Raw genomic sequence first — 18,624 nt, 5'->3', positions numbered from 1 at the left:
CCCTATGCCAATACACGATAAATCCCCTCGTCCGCAGGAGTTTGCTGCGGTCGATCTTGGTTCAAACAGTTTTCACATGGTCATAGCCCGTGTGGTAGATGGTGCCATGCAGATTATTGGCCGCCTGAAACAGCGGGTGCATCTGGCGGACGGCCTGGGGCCAGATAATATGTTGAGTGAAGAGGCAATGACGCGCGGTTTGAACTGTCTGTCGCTATTTGCCGAAAGGCTACAGGGGTTTTCTCCTGCTAGCGTCTGTATAGTTGGTACCCATACGCTGCGTCAGGCGCTGAACGCCACTGACTTTCTGAAACGCGCGGAAAAAGTCATTCCCTACCCGATCGAAATTATTTCCGGTAATGAAGAAGCCCGTCTGATTTTTATGGGCGTGGAACATACCCAACCGGAAAAAGGTCGCAAACTGGTTATTGATATTGGCGGCGGTTCTACAGAACTGGTGATTGGTGAAAATTTCGAACCGATTCTCGTTGAAAGCCGCCGGATGGGTTGTGTCAGCTTTGCCCAGCTTTATTTCCCTGGCGGGGTCATCAATAAAGAGAATTTTCAGCGCGCTCGCATGGCGGCAGCACAAAAACTGGAAACGTTAACCTGGCAATTTCGAATTCAGGGCTGGAACGTGGCAATGGGCGCTTCCGGTACCATAAAAGCCGCCCATGAAGTGTTAATGGAAATGGGCGAGAAAGACGGGATAATTACCCCGGAACGTCTGGAAAAACTGGTAAAAGAAGTTTTACGGCACCGTAATTTCGCATCGCTGAGTTTACCAGGTCTTTCCGAAGAGCGGAAAACAGTCTTCGTTCCTGGACTGGCGATTTTATGCGGTGTGTTTGATGCTTTAGCCATCCGTGAACTGCGCCTTTCTGACGGGGCGTTACGCGAAGGCGTACTGTATGAAATGGAAGGACGTTTCCGTCATCAGGATGTGCGTAGTCGCACTGCCAGCAGCCTCGCCAACCAGTATCACATCGACAGCGAACAGGCCCGACGGGTGCTGGATACCACTATGCAAATGTACGAACAGTGGCGGGAACAGCAACCGAAGCTGGCGCATCCACAACTGGAGGCGCTACTGCGATGGGCCGCCATGCTGCATGAGGTCGGGTTGAATATCAACCACAGCGGTTTGCATCGCCACTCCGCTTATATTCTGCAAAACAGCGACTTGCCGGGTTTTAATCAGGAACAGCAGCTGATGATGGCGACACTGGTGCGCTATCACCGTAAAGCGATTAAACTCGACGATCTGCCGCGCTTTACCTTGTTTAAGAAGAAACAGTTCCTGCCACTGATTCAGCTATTGCGCCTTGGCGTATTACTCAATAATCAACGTCAGGCAACTACCACACCGCCAACATTGACGCTGATTACTGATGACAGTCACTGGACACTGCGTTTCCCGCATGACTGGTTTAGTCAGAATGCGCTGGTACTGCTTGATCTGGAAAAGGAGCAAGAATACTGGGAAGGCGTGGCTGGCTGGCGGTTGAAAATTGAAGAAGAAAGTACACCAGAAATCGCCGCTTAATGCTTTGCGGGCCGACGAGAAATGTCGGCCCGCATTATTCAGGCACTTTCGCGAATGGGTTCGATTTCATTCAGCGTATCAATTAACGGTTGCGGCTTACCAATAAGATAACCCTGCATATAATCGATCCCCAAAGAGAGCACCGCCTCGCGGATCTCTTCGTTTTCAACGTACTCTGCCACTACCCGCATTTTCTTCATTCGCGCCAGGTGGCAAATCGACGCCACTATCTGATAATCCAGACTATTTGATACAATATTGCGGATAAAACTGCCGTCAATTTTAAGCAGATCGGCATTCACATTTTTAAGCCGCGCATAGCTGGCGTAGCCGGTGCCGAAATCATCAATCGCAATCTGGCAGCCTAATTCCTGAAGATACTGCAAGGTGATTTGCGCCTGCTTAACATTGGTCAGAGCATTACTTTCGGTGACTTCAAAAATAAGTTGCCACGCTTCAATCTGATATTTAGCCAGCAGCTGACTGACTTCAACAGGAAAACGAGCCTGACATACCGAGGTTGGAGACAGATTAATAGCAAAACGGTGAGCGGGCATCTTCGCTCTGTTTTCAGCCATAAATTGCAGCGTATGCTCAATGACCCACATGTCGATACTCGACGATAAACCAAATTCGTGCGCGACCGGTAAGAAGCTATCGGGGCTGATCAGCTCATCATTCTCACCCTTCATGCGCAGAAGAATTTCATGGTAAACATCACCACGCATACCGGTAATCGGCTGGGCCATCAGGAAAAAATGGTTGTGTTCCAGCGCCCGCTGTAGCCGATTCATCATCGCGACTTTATCTTTCAATTCGCGTTGCAAATACATTGCTCCGCGACGCTGCATATTTTCCGGGGCGTTGGTCACGATGGAAAGTTCGGCCACTGTATTTAGCTCTCCCAGCAGCAGGTAGATATGATTCACTGGCGAGCGCACATAGCAGTAACTGACGCCAATCTGCGGTTGCATCGGCATTCCATCCCAAAAGAAACGAAATTGCTTGAGATGGCTATCCAGTGCGGTAATGCGCTCCTGGTGCGATTCTGTATTCAGCCGCAGCGCGAGATCGTTACCCGAAAGCTGATAAACATCTTCACCCGGTTCCAGCAATGGTGACAGCCAGTGAGAAAGTTTTTGCTTGTATTGAATCCGCAGCATGATGCCATAATTCTTAACCAGCATTTCCATGCCAGGGATGCGTAAATAACAAAGCGCAGACCAGGGGGCATCACGTAACGCGCGATTCAGGGCGCGAACATTTGGCAGATGAACCACCGGGTCCACATACGCAAGCCGCTGAATGCGTCTGACTACCGCTCGCTGACGGGTTGCCAGTACAGCCATATAATTGACAATAAAAGAGAATACCAGATAACTGGAGGAGGTTATGGTCAGCTGCGTGGTATAGCCAGGATAAATGGGAATGTAATTTTGATAGCTGTGGATGCTGATCATCAACACGACCGCCCAGAGCAATGAAATCAGCTTATAACCATAGCGCATCGCTCCCCACATCATCAGGGGCAGCAATAATGACAAGGTGTAATTGGTGCTAAAAATCGTGCTTTTTTCATTTAACGGCATGCATAACAGCAATAGTAAAGCACCTAATGCCAGTAGCCAGATTGCGAACTCTTTTTTGGTAACTTTGGCATCAACCTGCTGTTTTAATTGCGAATAATAGCTACGTAAATAAAACGGATTTCGCACCACCCGAATGATGAAGTAGCACAGCGGGACACCAATCAGATTACCCACCAGCAAGGCCTGATAATTGATTAAGGTCCCGAGGTTAAAGGGCATGACGCCGACCAGATTTTCTCTGCTCGCCAGTAACCCTACAAACGCAGCAAACTGGAAAAGTATCAGAAACAGCGTTGCAGGAAACACAATCTGCCAGAATAGTCGCTGGGAAATTAAACGGCTATCACCATGTGAAACGTTGTTACGCCGGGGGGTAAAAACCCTGTAACCGCCCCAACAGAGAATGATAATGATAATAAAATTAGCCGTTAATGAGAGCGTTTCGTAAAAACCCAGCTCTGCATATTTGCGGACAAAAATCCCTAAGGCGATCCCTGGCAATGCCGCCCAGCTGAAAAACATCATCATGCTGATCATCAATGCCAGTGGCAGATAAAAGAGAAAAACTTCACCGGAAGAAATATGCGCGAAAGTATTAATGTGGGCGAAAATGGGCAAGATTAAAGAAGGCAGGAACAGCGGAAGCCCCCACCATTTATCACGTATTTTTATATAAGTTGCATTCAGTTTCATAGATGCTCAGCAGAATCCCCCACATCCTGAAGGAGGTGTATTCAGACAGGCATCCCACCTGACTTCGAATGATGATTATTCATCACTATAGAGAGCAATGATTCTAAGTGTCATATGAAAGTTCCAATTGATATATATCAAACAAAATAACCCTGATTAATGAATTATTACGTTTATCATGTTAACTCATCATTATTACATCATCATTGTAAATAATTAAATTAACTTCCATAACATTAAAATATGTATCCACTGACGCTTTTTTACATAACGAAGAATTGACCATTTTGTCCTGTTGTGCCTTAATGTAAGTACCGTCCACGGCGTGGGACATACTTCAAGGAACCTTTTGTGAGTCAGGCAACCAGTATGCGAAAACGACACCGATTTAACAGTCGCATGACCCGTATCGTACTGCTCATCAGCTTTATCTTCTTCTTTGGCCGTTTTATCTACTCGTCCGTCGGTGCCTGGCAGCACCATCAGAGCAAAAAAGAAGCTCAGCAATCCACACTCTCCGTCGAATCACCGGTACAACGTTAGCGGTTACCTTCTCCACTCTCACAGAACATAACGGCACCTCGCTGTCGGATGCTTTTGCTCTTTGAGATTATCAAAGCGGCAGATATTCTTTCATCTTAAATTTTACGTCTTTGTTCTGACTGAAGTTCATCCTGTTCGGCTGCGAAATAAATACATCATTAATACATATGTTGTGATGATGTATTTTTATAAATTATTTCCAGCATGAATTTTAATAAATTTAATCTATTCCTTTATACGCAATACATTTACTTTCCTCTTTTGATGATCTTAAATGTCTCATTTTTCGTAATGTGTATAACAAGGAATAGTGATGAAATTTAAAAAATGTCTTCTGCCTGTGGCAATGTTAGCGTCATTCACTCTGGCAGGATGCCAGTCAAATGCTGATGATCATGCCGCCGATGTTTATCAAACCGATCAACTGAATACCAAACAAGAAACTAAAACCGTTAATATTATTTCCATTCTTCCCGCAAAAGTTGCCGTAGACAACGCCCAAAATAAACGGAACGCACAAGCCTTCGGCGCGCTTATTGGCGCTGTCGCTGGCGGTGTTATCGGCCACAACGTCGGGTCTGGCAGCAATTCCGGAACGACGGCAGGTGCAGTTGGCGGCGGAGCTGTAGGCGCGGCAGCGGGTTCTATGGTGAATGATAAAACCTTAGTGGAAGGTGTTTCTTTAACATATAAGGAAGGCACCAAAGTGTATACCTCCACCCAGGTGGGTAAAGAGTGCCAGTTTACGACAGGTTTAGCCGTTGTTATTACCACGACGTATAACGAAACGCGTATTCAGCCAAATACCAAATGTCCTGAAAAGAGCTAATAATCAGGAGGAGTCATGAAGAAAGTTTTTCTTTGCGCCATCTTAGCCTCCTTAAGCTATCCGGCTATCGCCTCATCATTGCAGGATCAACTCTCGGCTGTCGCAGAAGCGGAACAGCAAGGTAAAAATGAAGAGCAAAGGCAGCATGACGAATGGGTCGCGGAGCGCAACAGGGAAATCCAGCAAGAGAAGCAACGTCGCGCAAACGCCCAGGCCGCGGCTAATAAAAGAGCGGCAACGGCAGCAGCGAATAAGAAAGCTCGTCAGGATAAACTGGACGCCGAAGCCACTGCGGACAAAAAACGCGATCAAAGTTATGAAGATGAGCTACGTAGCTTAGAGATTCAGAAACAAAAACTGGCGCTGGCGAAAGAAGAAGCCCGCGTCAAGCGCGAAAACGAATTTATCGATCAGGAACTGAAGCACAAAGCTGCGCAAACCGATGTGGTGCAATCTGAAGCTGACGCAAACAGAAATATGACTGAAGGCGGTCGCGATCTGATGAAAAGCGTGGGTAAAGCAGAAGAGAATAAATCAGATAGCTGGTTTAACTAAACGATGTTAGTAACTTCAAACCTATAATTCTTTAGGATAAAAAAACCCTCTGTAGTAACAGAGGGTTTTGTTCATTCATAGTGCAGGGTCAAATCATTCCCACTCAATAGTTGCTGGTGGCTTGCCGCTGATGTCATACACCACGCGGGAAATACCATTCACTTCATTGATAATGCGGTTGGAAACGCGGCCGAGGAAGTCGTACGGCAGATGTGCCCAGTGTGCGGTCATAAAGTCGATGGTTTCGACAGCACGCAGAGAGACAACCCAGTCATACTTACGACCATCGCCCATTACGCCAACGGAACGTACTGGCAAGAAGACGGTGAACGCCTGGCTGACTTTGTCGTACAGGTCCGCTTTACGCAGTTCTTCAATGAAGATGGCGTCAGCACGGCGCAGCAGGTCACAATACTCTTTCTTCACTTCTCCCAGAACACGAACGCCAAGGCCTGGTCCCGGGAACGGGTGACGGTACAACATGTCATACGGTAGGCCCAGCTCCAGACCAATCTTACGCACTTCGTCTTTGAACAGCTCTTTCAGCGGTTCAACCAGGCCCATCTTCATCTCTTTCGGCAGGCCACCCACGTTGTGGTGAGATTTGATGACGTGTGCTTTACCGGTTGCAGAAGCAGCAGATTCGATAACGTCAGGGTAGATGGTGCCCTGCGCCAGCCACTTCACGTCTTCCAGTTTCAGCGCTTCTTCATCGAATACTTCAACGAAAACGCGACCGATAATTTTACGTTTTGCTTCCGGATCGTTTTCGCCAGCCAGCGCTGACAAGAAGCGATCTTCTGCCGGTACGTGAACAATGTTCAGACCAAAGTGATCGCCAAACATATCCAGAACCTGCTCTGCTTCGTTGAGACGCAGCAGGCCGTTGTCGACGAATACGCAAGTCAGGTTTTTACCGATAGCGCGGTGCAACAGCATTGCGGTAACGGAGGAATCCACGCCACCAGAGAGGCCGAGGATGACTTTATCGTCGCCCACTTGCTCGCGGATGCGGGCTACAGCGTCGTCGATAATTTTCGCTGGCGTCCACAGGGCTTCACACTGGCAGATATCACGCACAAAACGCTCCAGCATGCGCATACCCTGGCGGGTGTGAGTCACTTCCGGGTGGAACTGTACGCCATAGAAGCGTTTTTCTTCGTTGGCCATGATGGCAAACGGGCAGCTTTCGGTGCTGGCTACGGTGACGAAGTCGGACGGGATAGCGGTAACTTTATCGCCGTGGCTCATCCAGACGTCCAGCAGCGGTTTACCATCTGCGGTCAGCGCATCTTCGATACCGCGAACCAGTGCGCTGTCGTTTACGACTTCAACCTGCGCGTAGCCAAATTCACGTTCGTTAGAGGCTTCAACGTGACCGCCCAACTGCATTGCCATGGTCTGCATGCCATAGCAAACGCCGAATACCGGTACGCCTGCTTCAAAGACATACTGCGGCGCACGCGGGCTGTTTTCTTCGGTGGTGCTTTCCGGGCCGCCGGAAAGAATAATGCCGCTTGGATTGAAGTCACGAATTTGTGCTTCTGTCACATCCCACGCCCACAGTTCGCAGTAAACACCCAGCTCACGCACGCGGCGCGCAACCAGTTGAGTGTACTGAGAACCGAAGTCCAGAATGAGGATGCGATGCTTATGAATGTTTTCCGTCATTGACGCTTATTCCGAGGCAAGTGAAACAGATAATATAAATCGCCCGACATGAAGTCGGGCGAAGAGAATCAGGAGCCCAGACGGTAGTTCGGGGACTCTTTAGTAATGGTCACGTCGTGAACGTGGCTTTCCTGAATGCCCGCACCGCTGATACGTACAAACTCCGCTTTAGTACGCAGTTCGTCGATAGTACCACAGCCGGTCAGGCCCATACAGGAGCGCAGGCCGCCCATCTGCTGGTGAATGATCTCTTTCAGGCGACCTTTATAGGCTACGCGGCCTTCGATACCTTCCGGCACCAGTTTGTCGGCAGCGTTGTCGCTCTGGAAGTAACGGTCAGAAGAACCTTTGGACATCGCGCCCAGGGAACCCATACCACGGTAAGATTTGTAAGAACGGCCCTGGTAGAGTTCGATTTCACCCGGAGATTCTTCAGTACCTGCCAGCATGGAACCTACCATCACCGCGCTTGCGCCAGCGGCGATAGCTTTAGCGATATCGCCTGAGAAACGGATACCGCCGTCAGCGATAACCGGAATGCCGGTACCTTCCAGGGCTTCTACTGCATCAGCAACGGCGGTGATCTGCGGAACACCGACACCAGTCACGATACGCGTCGTACAGATAGAACCAGGGCCGATACCCACTTTAACGGCACTGCAACCGGCTTCTGCCAGCGCGCGGGCACCTGCAGCAGTTGCCACGTTGCCGCCGATGATTTGCAGGTCAGGATATTTAGCGCGAGTTTCACGGATACGCTGCAGAACACCTTCAGAGTGACCGTGAGAGGAGTCGATCAGCAGAACGTCAACGCCTGCGGCAACCAGCGCATCAACACGCTCTTCGTTACCAGCGCCCGCGCCAACCGCTGCACCTACACGCAGACGGCCTTGTTCGTCTTTACACGCGTTCGGTTTACGTTCCGCTTTCTGGAAGTCCTTCACAGTGATCATGCCGATCAGGTGGAATTCATCATCAACCACCAGCGCTTTTTCAACGCGTTTTTCGTGCATTTTTGCCAGCACCACTTCACGGGCTTCGCCTTCACGCACGGTTACCAGACGCTCTTTCGGCGTCATGTAAACGCTAACCGGCTGGCTCAAGTCGGTCACAAAACGCACGTCACGACCGGTGATAATGCCGACCAGTTCGTTTTCTTCGGTAACAACCGGGTAGCCAGCAAAGCCGTTACGCTCGGTCAGTTCTTTCACTTCACGCAGCGTCGTGGTTGGCAGTACGGTCTGTGGATCAGTCACCACGCCAGATTCGTGTTTTTTCACACGGCGAACTTCTTCTGCCTGGCGTTCAATGGACATGTTTTTGTGGATAAAGCCGATACCGCCTTCCTGAGCCAGAGCAATAGCCAGGCGCGCTTCCGTTACGGTATCCATTGCTGCGGAAAGCATAGGGATATTCAGACGAATAGTTTTCGTCAGCTGGGTGCTGAGGTCAGCAGTATTCGGCAGAACGGTAGAATGAGCAGGAACGAGGAGAACGTCGTCAAACGTCAGAGCTTCTTTAGCGATACGTAGCATGGGCAATATCTCGACCAGAGTGGTTAATAAATATTGCCGCGGCATTATACAGAGCGTAACCGATTGCATCTACCCCTTTTTGCAAAAAATGCTTGCTATCCCCGGAGGGCGGGTTACTATCGACTGAATAACCTGCTGATTTAGAATTTGATCTCGCTCACATGTTACCTTCTCAATCCCCTGCAATTTTTACCGTTAGCCGCCTGAATCAAACGGTTCGTCTGCTGCTTGAGCATGAGATGGGGCAGGTGTGGATCAGCGGCGAAATCTCTAATTTTACACAACCAGCCTCCGGTCACTGGTACTTTACGCTTAAAGACGATACCGCGCAGGTGCGCTGTGCGATGTTCCGAAACAGCAACCGCCGGGTCACCTTCCGCCCACAGCACGGGCAACAGGTTTTAGTTCGCGCCAATATTACACTCTACGAGCCGCGCGGCGATTATCAAATTATCGTCGAAAGTATGCAGCCGGCCGGTGAAGGATTGCTGCAACTGAAGTACGAACAGCTTAAAGCGAAGTTGCAGGCTGAAGGTTTGTTCGATCTGCAATACAAAAAATCACTCCCCTCCCCTGCGCATTGCGTTGGTGTGATCACCTCAAAAACCGGTGCTGCGCTACATGATATTTTGCATGTGTTAAAACGTCGCGATCCTTCTCTGCCGGTGATCATCTACCCCACCGCCGTTCAGGGCGATGACGCGCCAGGGCAAATTGTTCGCGCCATTGAACTGGCGAATCAGCGCAATGAGTGCGACGTGTTGATCGTTGGGCGCGGCGGCGGTTCGCTGGAAGATTTATGGAGTTTTAACGACGAACGTGTAGCGCGGGCGATTTTTGCCAGCCGCATTCCGATAGTCAGCGCCGTCGGGCATGAAACCGATGTGACGATTGCCGACTTTGTCGCTGATCTGCGTGCGCCAACGCCGTCAGCCGCCGCTGAAGTGGTGAGCCGCAATCAGCAAGAGTTACTGCGCCAGGTGCAATCGACCCATCAACGGCTGGAGATGGCGATGGATTATTATCTCGCCAACCGCACGCGTCGTTTTACGCAGATCCATCATCGCTTGCAGCAGCAGCATCCGCAGCTCCGGCTGGCACGTCAGCAAACTATGCTCGAACGTCTGCAAAAGCGGATGAGCTTTGCGCTGGAGAGTCAGCTTAAACGCGCGGGTCAGCAACAGCAGCGATTAACACGGCAACTCGTCCAGCAAAATCCGCAGTCGCGTATTCATCGCGCGCAAACGCGCATTCAGCAACTGGAATATCGTTTAGCAGAAACCCTGCGCGCACAGCTTAGCGCCACGCGTGAACGTTTCGGTAATGCAGTAACACACCTCGAAGCCGTAAGCCCACTGTCAACGCTGGCGCGCGGTTATAGCGTCACCAGCGCCGCTGATGGCGCGGTGTTAAAACAGGTTAAGCAAGTGAAAGTGGGTGAGACACTGACCACACGACTGGGAGATGGTGTGGTGATTAGTGAAGTCAGCGCCGTAACAAAAACCCGCAAATCACGTAAAAAAACGTCTAATCCGTAGACCGGATAAGAGGCGCCAGCATCGCATCCGGCAATAGCTCCCAGGCTACGCCAGATCCGCCATGCTGGTTACTGGAAGCAGGTCACCAGACCCGGTTTATTTATTAGCGTGATACTACAATCCTGCGCTCCAGTACCTTCGTCCATCCCACACTGTTGAGAGGACAAATAAGGAAAACTGGGTGAAGACGGCCATCCCAGTGAATTAAAAACAGTATGCAACAACTCTAATTCATTGTATGTCGGTGCATTTTCTATGCTGCCACACTGCCTTGCGATATCCCATTTACTGGCATCAATGATATGTGCAGAAGCCCAGTTTTCGTAGTTAATAATCGGTGAGGATACGGGATTAGCCCCGGACGGCAATTCCGTCGTTAACAACGGTCGATGTAGCGATTTACTATTCACCACTACCGTGTCTGCCATATGTCCCCAAAAGTGCGCCGATGAAACATTTGGGCTGGTTGGCACCGTAAAAATAGCATCCAGCGTGTCTGTCGCGGAAGCGTAATTAGCCAGAGTAACCGTCAGTGGCATTTTATAACCAGGGGTATTATCCTGGCGGAGCGTAAAACTTGCCGTCCCATCCGCGCCTGTCATGCCACTAATGGTATTACCGCTTTCACTCAGCGTAACAGCCGAACCTGATAACGGCTGAACGACGAGATCGTCCATCGCCACTACATTGCCATACAACGTTGCCCCAGCGTTACGCGGCGATGCCTCACCACGTTTCAAAGTAAATTCAACATTCGGCACCGTATTCCCGGCGCTGTCTTTCACCGTCACGGTAACGGACATGGCTTCGCCTTTTTTCACTTTCGCCGCCTGAGTGGCTGCATCAAACGCTGTTGAGGTAAGTGTGACGCTGGAAACCGTTGAACGCGCGTTAGCCAGGCAAGGCTGAAATGATTTTGTTGAACCCGTATACAGCGTGCCATTTCTCAAATCAACCGACTGGTCTTTACCATCGGCGGATTTATCCTCTGCCCACCAGGTGTAATACGCAGGCCAGCCAGTTTCAGTGACAAACGTGTTATTCGGATAACGCGCAGACAACGAACTTAAATCATTGAATAGTGGCTGCCTTGCTACTTCACAAGGGCTCACACTCGCATCTGATTTCTGTGTTGGGGTAAAGTACGGCCAGTCTTCATTATTGTTATTGATCTTGCCGACGCCAGAAGTCGATGTCAGTTCACTCCACAATTTCGGGCGTTCAAATACCGCACCATTCACTGCCGTCAAGGTTGCTGGCATATGCCCCCAGTAGTTAGCCTTCGCAGAATCCGGGCTGGTCACTACCGTGAATATCAGGTCCTGATTAGCCGTAACCTGCGGATTTCGCGCCAATGAAGCTGTAAACGGCGTTACCAGACCAACGGTGTTATTTTGGGTAACGTTGAACGTTATCGTGCCATCACTGCCGGTGAAGCCGCTCCATGCCGACGTATTCTGGTTGAAGGAGATACGCGCCGATGTCGGGGTGACTTCATCTAAAATGAGATCATCTACGGTATTGGAGGATACAGAGATCCCTGAACGGCTTTTCGCCTGCACGCGCTTGAGCGTAACACCTTCGCCGCCAACAGGATTACCATTGGCATCTTTGATCGTCACCACGATGGGAAGCATCTCACCTTTTTTCACAGATGACGTGGGGGTACCACCATTGCTGGCAGTTCGGCCCTCATCATAGGCAGTCGATGACAGCGTAAGGCTTGCTGGTGCCGAATGTGGCTGCGTCAGACAGAGCATTAAAGCGTATCCATTAATAGTCGTCGTCGATTGTCCCGTTTTCAAATTAATGACGCCGTAATACCACGTCAACGCGTCAGTGGTGCTCATTTCATAAGTCCACCAATTTCCACTTCCGGCAGTTATAGGCAACCCCAAATCTGTCAGTATTGTCCCGCCTGGATGATCATTATATAGCCCCTGTAACTCATTGAGACGCGGCTGATACTCAACCGGGCAATCCGGCGTAACTTTATTGGTATAAAAAAGGTATGACCACGACTCATTATTATTACTTACCGAGGACCCCAAGGTCGCTTCTGCTGCCAGTAGCGGTCGTTTAAAGGTCACCCCCGCCCTACTGGTAAACGTGTCGGGCATATGACCCCAGTATTTTGCTTTCGGTGAGTTCGGACTGGTTATCACAGTGAAAATAACATCCATCGTGGCACTTTTTGTGGTGTCGCGCATCAATGTTGCAGTGAGCGGAGTTGCCAGCCCATAAGTCTCGTTTTGCGTCACATCAAAAGTCGCTTTACCATCACTTCCTGTCGTCAGAAGTGCCTGTGCCCCATTATTATAGAGTGACATGTTTACTCCGGCAGGGGTGACCGGCACGATAGTAAGATCATCATACGTAGAATCTAGCCTGTTTTTTGCACGATCCAACGCAGTCCCGCGTATGAGATTAAAGTTTGCGCCTGGCAACAGATTTCCTCCGCTATCCCGCACAATCACCGTCATCCGGATCGCCGTACCTTTCGCCGCCGTTGCACTAGGGCGACCATCGTTGCTGGCCGTTTTCTCCGCATCCAGTGCCGTGGAGGTCATCTCTATAGAAGCTGCCACTGCATGAGGGTTTACCAGACAGGACACAAATGCCACGGTGTTTGATAATGCCCTGGAGCTTGATCCATTCGATAAATTAATAGACTGATCGTACCAGACGTTCGCGTAGGCAATTTTATCGTAAGCCCACCAGGTGTTAGTCAGCGGAAGGCCTAAATCGGTCCCTATCGCACCATTAGGATGTTCACTGTATAACTCTTGAAATTCGCTTAATAACGGTTGATAAGGTTCGCCGCAGTCTGATTTGCTGACATCATTTTTTGCTGCCGTATTCAAAGAAAGCCATGATTCATTATTAGCCATGGTTGACTGCCCCGCTGGATGCTCGGCAGTAAGCAATGGCCGCTTAAAGGCAATTCCCGACCGGGTAGTAAACGTTTCAGGCATATGCCCCCAGTAACTTGCCAGTGGCGTATCCGGGCTGGTTATGACGGTAAACATGACCGGTAATTTGTTGGATTCTATCGTCAGCTGATACAACTGGGCGTACATATTGGTTACCAGGCCCATAGAATCATCTTGTTTTACCGTAAAGGAGGTAGTCCCGTCCGCGCCAGTCACCCCATAAAGCAGGCTTGAAGAACTATTCATCCTCGCAGAAGCGCCTGCCGCGTTAATTACCGTAATCGACTTATTTATCATCTCGGCATTTTGACGGTTCTTCGAGCCTTCACGTCTGAGAATAAAGGGGACATTGGGCACGCTATTTCCCTGCGCATTTTTAGTCACCACGCGAATCACCGCGTCTTCGCCTTTTTTCACTTTCAACGCACTCAAGGTGTCGTCAACTTTGACAAATTGCGCCGTATCATTCGCCTCAACAATGATCTGACTGGCAACGGCGACAGGCGTGGTCCGGCAGCTCAGTAATGCACCACCAGATGAGGGCATCTGCGTTTCATCTCCTGTCTTCAGCGAAACGACATCATACGTAAAGGTTTGAGTGAACGTATCTGCAACGGTATTCGAGATATAGAACCTCGACACTGGCCAGCCAATAGCGTCATGTAATGCGCTACTCCCCTGGTGCGCATAAATGGCCCTAAGTTCATTGTCAGTTGGAACATACTCCGCGCCACAACCATTTATCGAGGTATCGTTAGCCTGGCCCGACGGGAACGTAGACCAGGCCTCCCCCTCTTCCACCAGGGTACCGATACTGGTGGTAGCACTATTCTCGTCCCTCAGCAAAGGCCTTCGATAAATAAGACCGTCATCGCCTGTCGCCGTTTCAGCCATATGCCCCCAGAATTTGGCTTTTGGCGAATCCGGGCTGGTAAGCACCGTAAAGACAACGGGAAGCGTCGATTTAGTGCTGCTGGAGGAATCCAACGCTGCCGTGAGTTCTGTTTTTAGCCCGGTAGTCTGGTCTTGCTTCAATGTGAAAGTGGTGGTGCCATCAGCCCCCGTCACGCCATAAATAACCAGGGTCGTTGAAAGAAAATCATTTTGAGTATTTCCCCAGGCATCCGTTACCGCCAGTGAAGCAATCGACGTCGTAGTTGACACATTGGCCCTGTTCACGCTGGTGTTTCGTTTGAGGGTAAATGCGGTATTTCCCACAGGCTTACCCTGCGCATCTTTAGTGGTCACTCGTAATACGGCTTCTTCACCCTTTTTCACTTTGACAACATTATTCATACGGTCAAATTTTGTGAGGTCTGCAGCTTCAAGAACGATTTGGCTTGCCTTAACAATCGGCGTCGTCTGGCAGGTAAGCAGTTCTTTTGTGGCAGATGGAATTATCGAACTGGTGCCTGAACTGAGATTGACGGCCTTGAAGTCACGCTGTTCCAGGCTACTACTACCTGTCGTGCTGGAAAGGTAACTTGAGGCGACGGGCCAGCCCTGAACCGTTTTCATCGCATTTCCGCGGTTGGCTTCATACAATGACTCCAGCCCGGCCTGAGAGGGAACATATTCACTACCACAACCATTAGAGGATGTGCTTATAGCCTGAGCTTGGGTAAATTGCGCCCAGTCTTCATTATCTTCCGCAATCGCTGTTCGACCCGACGTACTGGATAACTCTTTCAACAATAATGGGCGTTTAAAGACCGCTCCATCTGCAGCCGTCACTGTTTCAGGCATATGCCCCCACATTTTCGCCTTATCGCTGTCCGGACTGGTTACAACGGTAAAAATGGTATCGAGGGTCGCTTTTTTCGTTGTATCTGAATAGAGCCTAGCGGTCAGCGACGTTTTCGTGCCATGGGTATCCGGGCGGGTAATAGTGAGAATTTTAGTTCCGTCGCTGCCGGTCATGGCGCTGTATGCTGCAGCGGTATTATTAAGCGAAGTTTCGTCCGCCAGGCCACCATTGACCACAACCGGCGCAACCAGCGCATCACTGCTACCAGCAACGTGTTTTTCCTCTGAGCGGGTATAACCATCGCCACGTTTCAGGGTAAAGGGTATATCACCCAATGGATTGCCCTGCGCATCTTTTACCGTCACCTTTACCTGTAGCGTTTCGCCTTTTTTCAGCTTCGCCGCATTTGCAGCCGCGTTCCACTGCGCCGGATCCACCACTTCCAGCGTAATGCTACTGGCAGGATTGTTAGCCGTCGTCAGGCAACTGACATAAACCGCCGTGCTACCGCCAACGGTCCGCGCCCCATCGTTGAGGGCTATGGTGTAATAATGCGGTACCTGATCTGCGGGCGAACTGCTCCAGTAGGGCTGACGCTGCGTTGGCCAGCCGTGTACTGTCTGTACACCGTCACCGTTATTGGCATCATAGAGCGCGCTAAGCTGAGAACGGCGTGGGAGCATATTGGCGCCACAGCCACCTTTACTGGTGCTGGAGGCGTTGGCCTGGCTGACTCGCGACCAGACTTCGTTATTTTCCGTTAATGTGCCGTCCGGACTGAACACTTCCGCAGCCAGTCGGGGTCGGGCAAAGGTTAAAGCATCGACGGTAATCGTCTCATCCATATGCCCCCACATCTGCGCGCCAACCGCATCCGGACTGGTGAGCGTAGTGAAAATCACATTGTAATTAACAGTATTGGGAATATAGGAGTTCACAGGCACAATATTTAGCGGCGTCGATAAGCCCACACCTTGCGATTGCTTAATTTCCACAGTCGCAAAACCCTGCGCATCCGTAGTACCGGCATAGACTAAAGACGGTTGCGATGTTCCGTAGAGTGTGCCATTCATCTCGATTGCGCCGCGGGTTGGATCATCAAAACCTGTAGTCTGCCCCTGACGATTTTTCCCCATATCTTTAGTAATGGTGAACGCGGTATACGGCACGGGTGCATTATTCAAGGCATTAAAGGTGCGTACCGTCATGGTGATCGTGTCACCCACTTTGGCCTGCGCTCTGCTGCCTGCGGAAACATCACGATCGGTGGTCGCGGCAATCTGGGCGACCATCTCATTGCCCGAACAAGAGAGATAGTTTTGCTTAAAGCCGGAATAGGTGTCGATGTTGCCCGTGGCCAGGTTTACCGACGCGTGCGACGTCTCTTCCACCGCACTAAGATACGCTTTTTGCAACGTTGGCCAGCCATATTCGGTGCCGATGGCATTGGCTGGATGAGCGGCAAACAAACTGTGCAATGAACTTTGGCTCGGAATATGACCTAAACCACACTCAGCCTGCATACTGCTATTCTGATCAAACAGCGCCCAGTCTTCGTTATTTTCCCGCACCGATCCCTGTTCGTTGTCGGTTTCATCCGCCAGCCGTGGGCGTTTAAAGATATTGTTCGCTTCAATAATGCCCAACATATGGCCCCACATCCGCGCTTTGTCGGTATCGGGGCTGGTGATCACCGTAAAAATAACGTCTTTCTCATCCGAGGCAGTAAAATCACTGCGCATTCTCGCGGTGATGTGAGTTTTCACCCCCACGCCGCCTGGCTGGGTCAGCGTCAGAGTGGCCTCTCCGTTAGCATCAGTGATCCCTTCATAGGTATGGGCGTCAACTTTGCGAACGTTACTGCCGCCATCAATTTGTACCGGATGCGTCTCCCACGCGGCGTCAGTTTGATTCTTACGGTTAATGCCGTCATCCAGATGCAGCGAAAAGTAGTAGTAAGCCAGCGGCTGATCGTTGTTCTTGCTATCGGTAATCGTCAGACGTAAAGAAGCCTCTTCCCCCACCTTTACTTTCATCGCTTTTATCGTCGAATCATAGCTGCCCGGCGTCAGTACCAGCTTCGGTTCAACATCGGGCGCTTCTTTATCGACACAGCTCACAATAAACGTCGTATCGTCCGGTTTTTGCGCTTCGCTGCGGTTCGAAACATCCGCCGCATGGTGCTGGCCGCTCATCCCCGCCAGTGATGACCAGTAGAAATTACCCTGCATCGGCCAACCAGCCACATCCTGCACTGACGTTGGCACCACCGTCGCCAGCGCACCGAACTGACGCATTCCGGGCAAAATGTCGCAATGTTTATCCGCGCCGCTCCAGGTAAAGGTGGACCAGGTTTCATTGTGATCGTTAACCGTACCGCCTTCATTATCGACTTCCGCCGCCAGTTTTGGTCGACTAAAAGTGTAATCACGGGCCTTCAGCGTATCGGGCATATGACCCCACATTGTAGCCTGCGGAACATCCGGGCTGGTGAGGACGGTAAAGATCACTGCCGTTTCACTGGCCTGAGCAATACCCGCGAGGCTCGCGACCAACGGCGTTTTTACACCAGGGCCGTTGGCCTGGGTGACCGTAACCGTGGCAACACCATTCGCATCGGTAGTACCACGATATTCCGTCGCGGTGGTGGTTAATTCGGTCGTGCCCAGTTTTACAGGCGCAGTATTGTTCACCACACCCTGGCGGTTTTCAGCATCTTTGCGTTTGATAACAAAAGGAATATTCCCCACAACATTACCGACGCAATCTTTGGTGGTGACCGTTAACGTGATACTGCCCCCAACCGTCATTTTCGCCGCACCTGAGGATTCGTCATAGCCCGCAGCGCTGACGGAAATAAGGTCACCCTGCGCGGGCGCAATCTTCAGCGTCACTTTCTGATCGGCGAGCATCAGAACACTTTCATAGGGATAGCCCGTCGAGGTGAGTAAATATAACAGCGGCATGGTCTGCTGGGGATCAGGCTGCGCCCAGGCGACCAGCGAACGCCCGGCAAGTCCCTGTGCACAAAACGAGCGATCTGCGACTGGCTGTGGGTCCAGTAAGGTGTCCGGCGTGGCGGCATCCGCCCAAACTAAAGATACAGCCGGTGGCGTTTGGTTTTCCCAACGTGGGGTGGCAATGATATCGCCTTCTCTGTCTTGCGGGTTGGTGACGAGCAATTTAGAGACGCTAACATCCGCGTTGAATTCACTCGGTTTAGCGGTAAACGCTACCTCATGCGTCTTTGTAGGATCGAGAAAGACACTGCCCTGGTAGACGGGTATGCTGGCGCTGTCGGCGGTGGGCACGGTACCGTTAAATTCGCCGACCGTATCTGAAGAGTCTTGCCATGCAGATTCTGCCCATGACCACCCAGGCAGCATTGCGCTTATCAGCAATGCGCATAACACAAGGATTTTATTCAGGGTCAGGGACATGACAG

Annotated in this window: 10 protein-coding genes; 5 read left to right on the top strand and 5 right to left on the bottom strand. The window is 50.6% G+C overall.

The annotated features are described in order from the left end of the window. The first annotated feature begins 4 nt into the window (after nucleotides 1-4). Nucleotides 5-1,546, top strand: a complete 1,542-nt coding sequence (gene ppx / locus EAS44_RS07670; protein ID WP_001121363.1) for an exopolyphosphatase — start codon at nucleotides 5-7, stop codon at nucleotides 1,544-1,546. Nucleotides 1,547-1,584: 38 nt separating this feature from the next. Here the strand turns inward: ppx and pdeF are convergent, their stop codons facing one another. Beyond that, the gene (pdeF, locus tag EAS44_RS07665; protein ID WP_000772716.1) at nucleotides 1,585-3,828 is read right to left on the bottom strand and encodes a cyclic-guanylate-specific phosphodiesterase PdeF; all 2,244 of its coding nucleotides are present in this window, start codon (nucleotides 3,826-3,828) and stop codon (nucleotides 1,585-1,587) included. Nucleotides 3,829-4,009: 181 nt separating this feature from the next. Continuing rightward, entirely contained in the window at nucleotides 4,010-4,162 is a 153-nt protein-coding gene (locus EAS44_RS25075) for a hypothetical protein (RefSeq protein ID WP_000017553.1), read from the bottom strand. Nucleotides 4,163-4,179: 17 nt separating this feature from the next. Here EAS44_RS25075 and yfgG point away from each other — a divergent pair, with 17 nt between their 5' ends. From yfgG to yfgI, 3 genes are all read left to right on the top strand, one after another. Next, nucleotides 4,180-4,371 (top strand): YfgG family protein, encoded by a 192-nt coding sequence (yfgG, locus tag EAS44_RS07660; protein WP_000076001.1) that lies wholly within the window; start codon nucleotides 4,180-4,182, stop codon nucleotides 4,369-4,371. Nucleotides 4,372-4,681: 310 nt separating this feature from the next. Then, on the top strand, nucleotides 4,682-5,200 hold the full coding sequence (gene yfgH, locus EAS44_RS07655) for a glycine zipper 2TM domain-containing protein (RefSeq protein WP_001311989.1): 519 nt from the start codon (nucleotides 4,682-4,684) through the stop codon (nucleotides 5,198-5,200). 15 nt (nucleotides 5,201-5,215) lie between these two features. After that, nucleotides 5,216-5,755, top strand: a complete 540-nt coding sequence (yfgI, locus tag EAS44_RS07650; RefSeq protein ID WP_000755178.1) for a DUF5384 family protein — start codon at nucleotides 5,216-5,218, stop codon at nucleotides 5,753-5,755. A 93-nt stretch (nucleotides 5,756-5,848) separates the two neighbouring features. Here the strand turns inward: yfgI and guaA are convergent, their stop codons facing one another. Beyond that, nucleotides 5,849-7,426, bottom strand: a complete 1,578-nt coding sequence (guaA, locus tag EAS44_RS07645) for a glutamine-hydrolyzing GMP synthase (protein WP_000138282.1) — start codon at nucleotides 7,424-7,426, stop codon at nucleotides 5,849-5,851. 68 nt (nucleotides 7,427-7,494) lie between these two features. Next, the gene (gene guaB / locus EAS44_RS07640) at nucleotides 7,495-8,961 is read right to left on the bottom strand and encodes an IMP dehydrogenase (protein WP_001296289.1); all 1,467 of its coding nucleotides are present in this window, start codon (nucleotides 8,959-8,961) and stop codon (nucleotides 7,495-7,497) included. A gap of 161 nt (nucleotides 8,962-9,122) precedes the next feature. Between guaB and xseA the strand changes: the two genes are divergently transcribed. After that, entirely contained in the window at nucleotides 9,123-10,499 is a 1,377-nt protein-coding gene (gene xseA, locus EAS44_RS07635) for an exodeoxyribonuclease VII large subunit (protein ID WP_000937882.1), read from the top strand. A 68-nt stretch (nucleotides 10,500-10,567) separates the two neighbouring features. Here the strand turns inward: xseA and EAS44_RS07630 are convergent, their stop codons facing one another. Beyond that, nucleotides 10,568-18,619: an adhesion domain-containing protein gene (locus EAS44_RS07630; RefSeq protein WP_000059876.1), complete on the bottom strand. Its 8,052-nt coding sequence runs from the start codon at nucleotides 18,617-18,619 to the stop codon at nucleotides 10,568-10,570. Nucleotides 18,620-18,624: the final 5 nt, after the last annotated feature.

The sequence above is a fragment of the Escherichia coli DSM 30083 = JCM 1649 = ATCC 11775 genome, from assembly GCF_003697165.2.
Classification (GTDB): Bacteria; Pseudomonadota; Gammaproteobacteria; order Enterobacterales; family Enterobacteriaceae; genus Escherichia; species Escherichia coli.
This window is presented reverse-complemented; position numbering and strand designations above follow the sequence as displayed.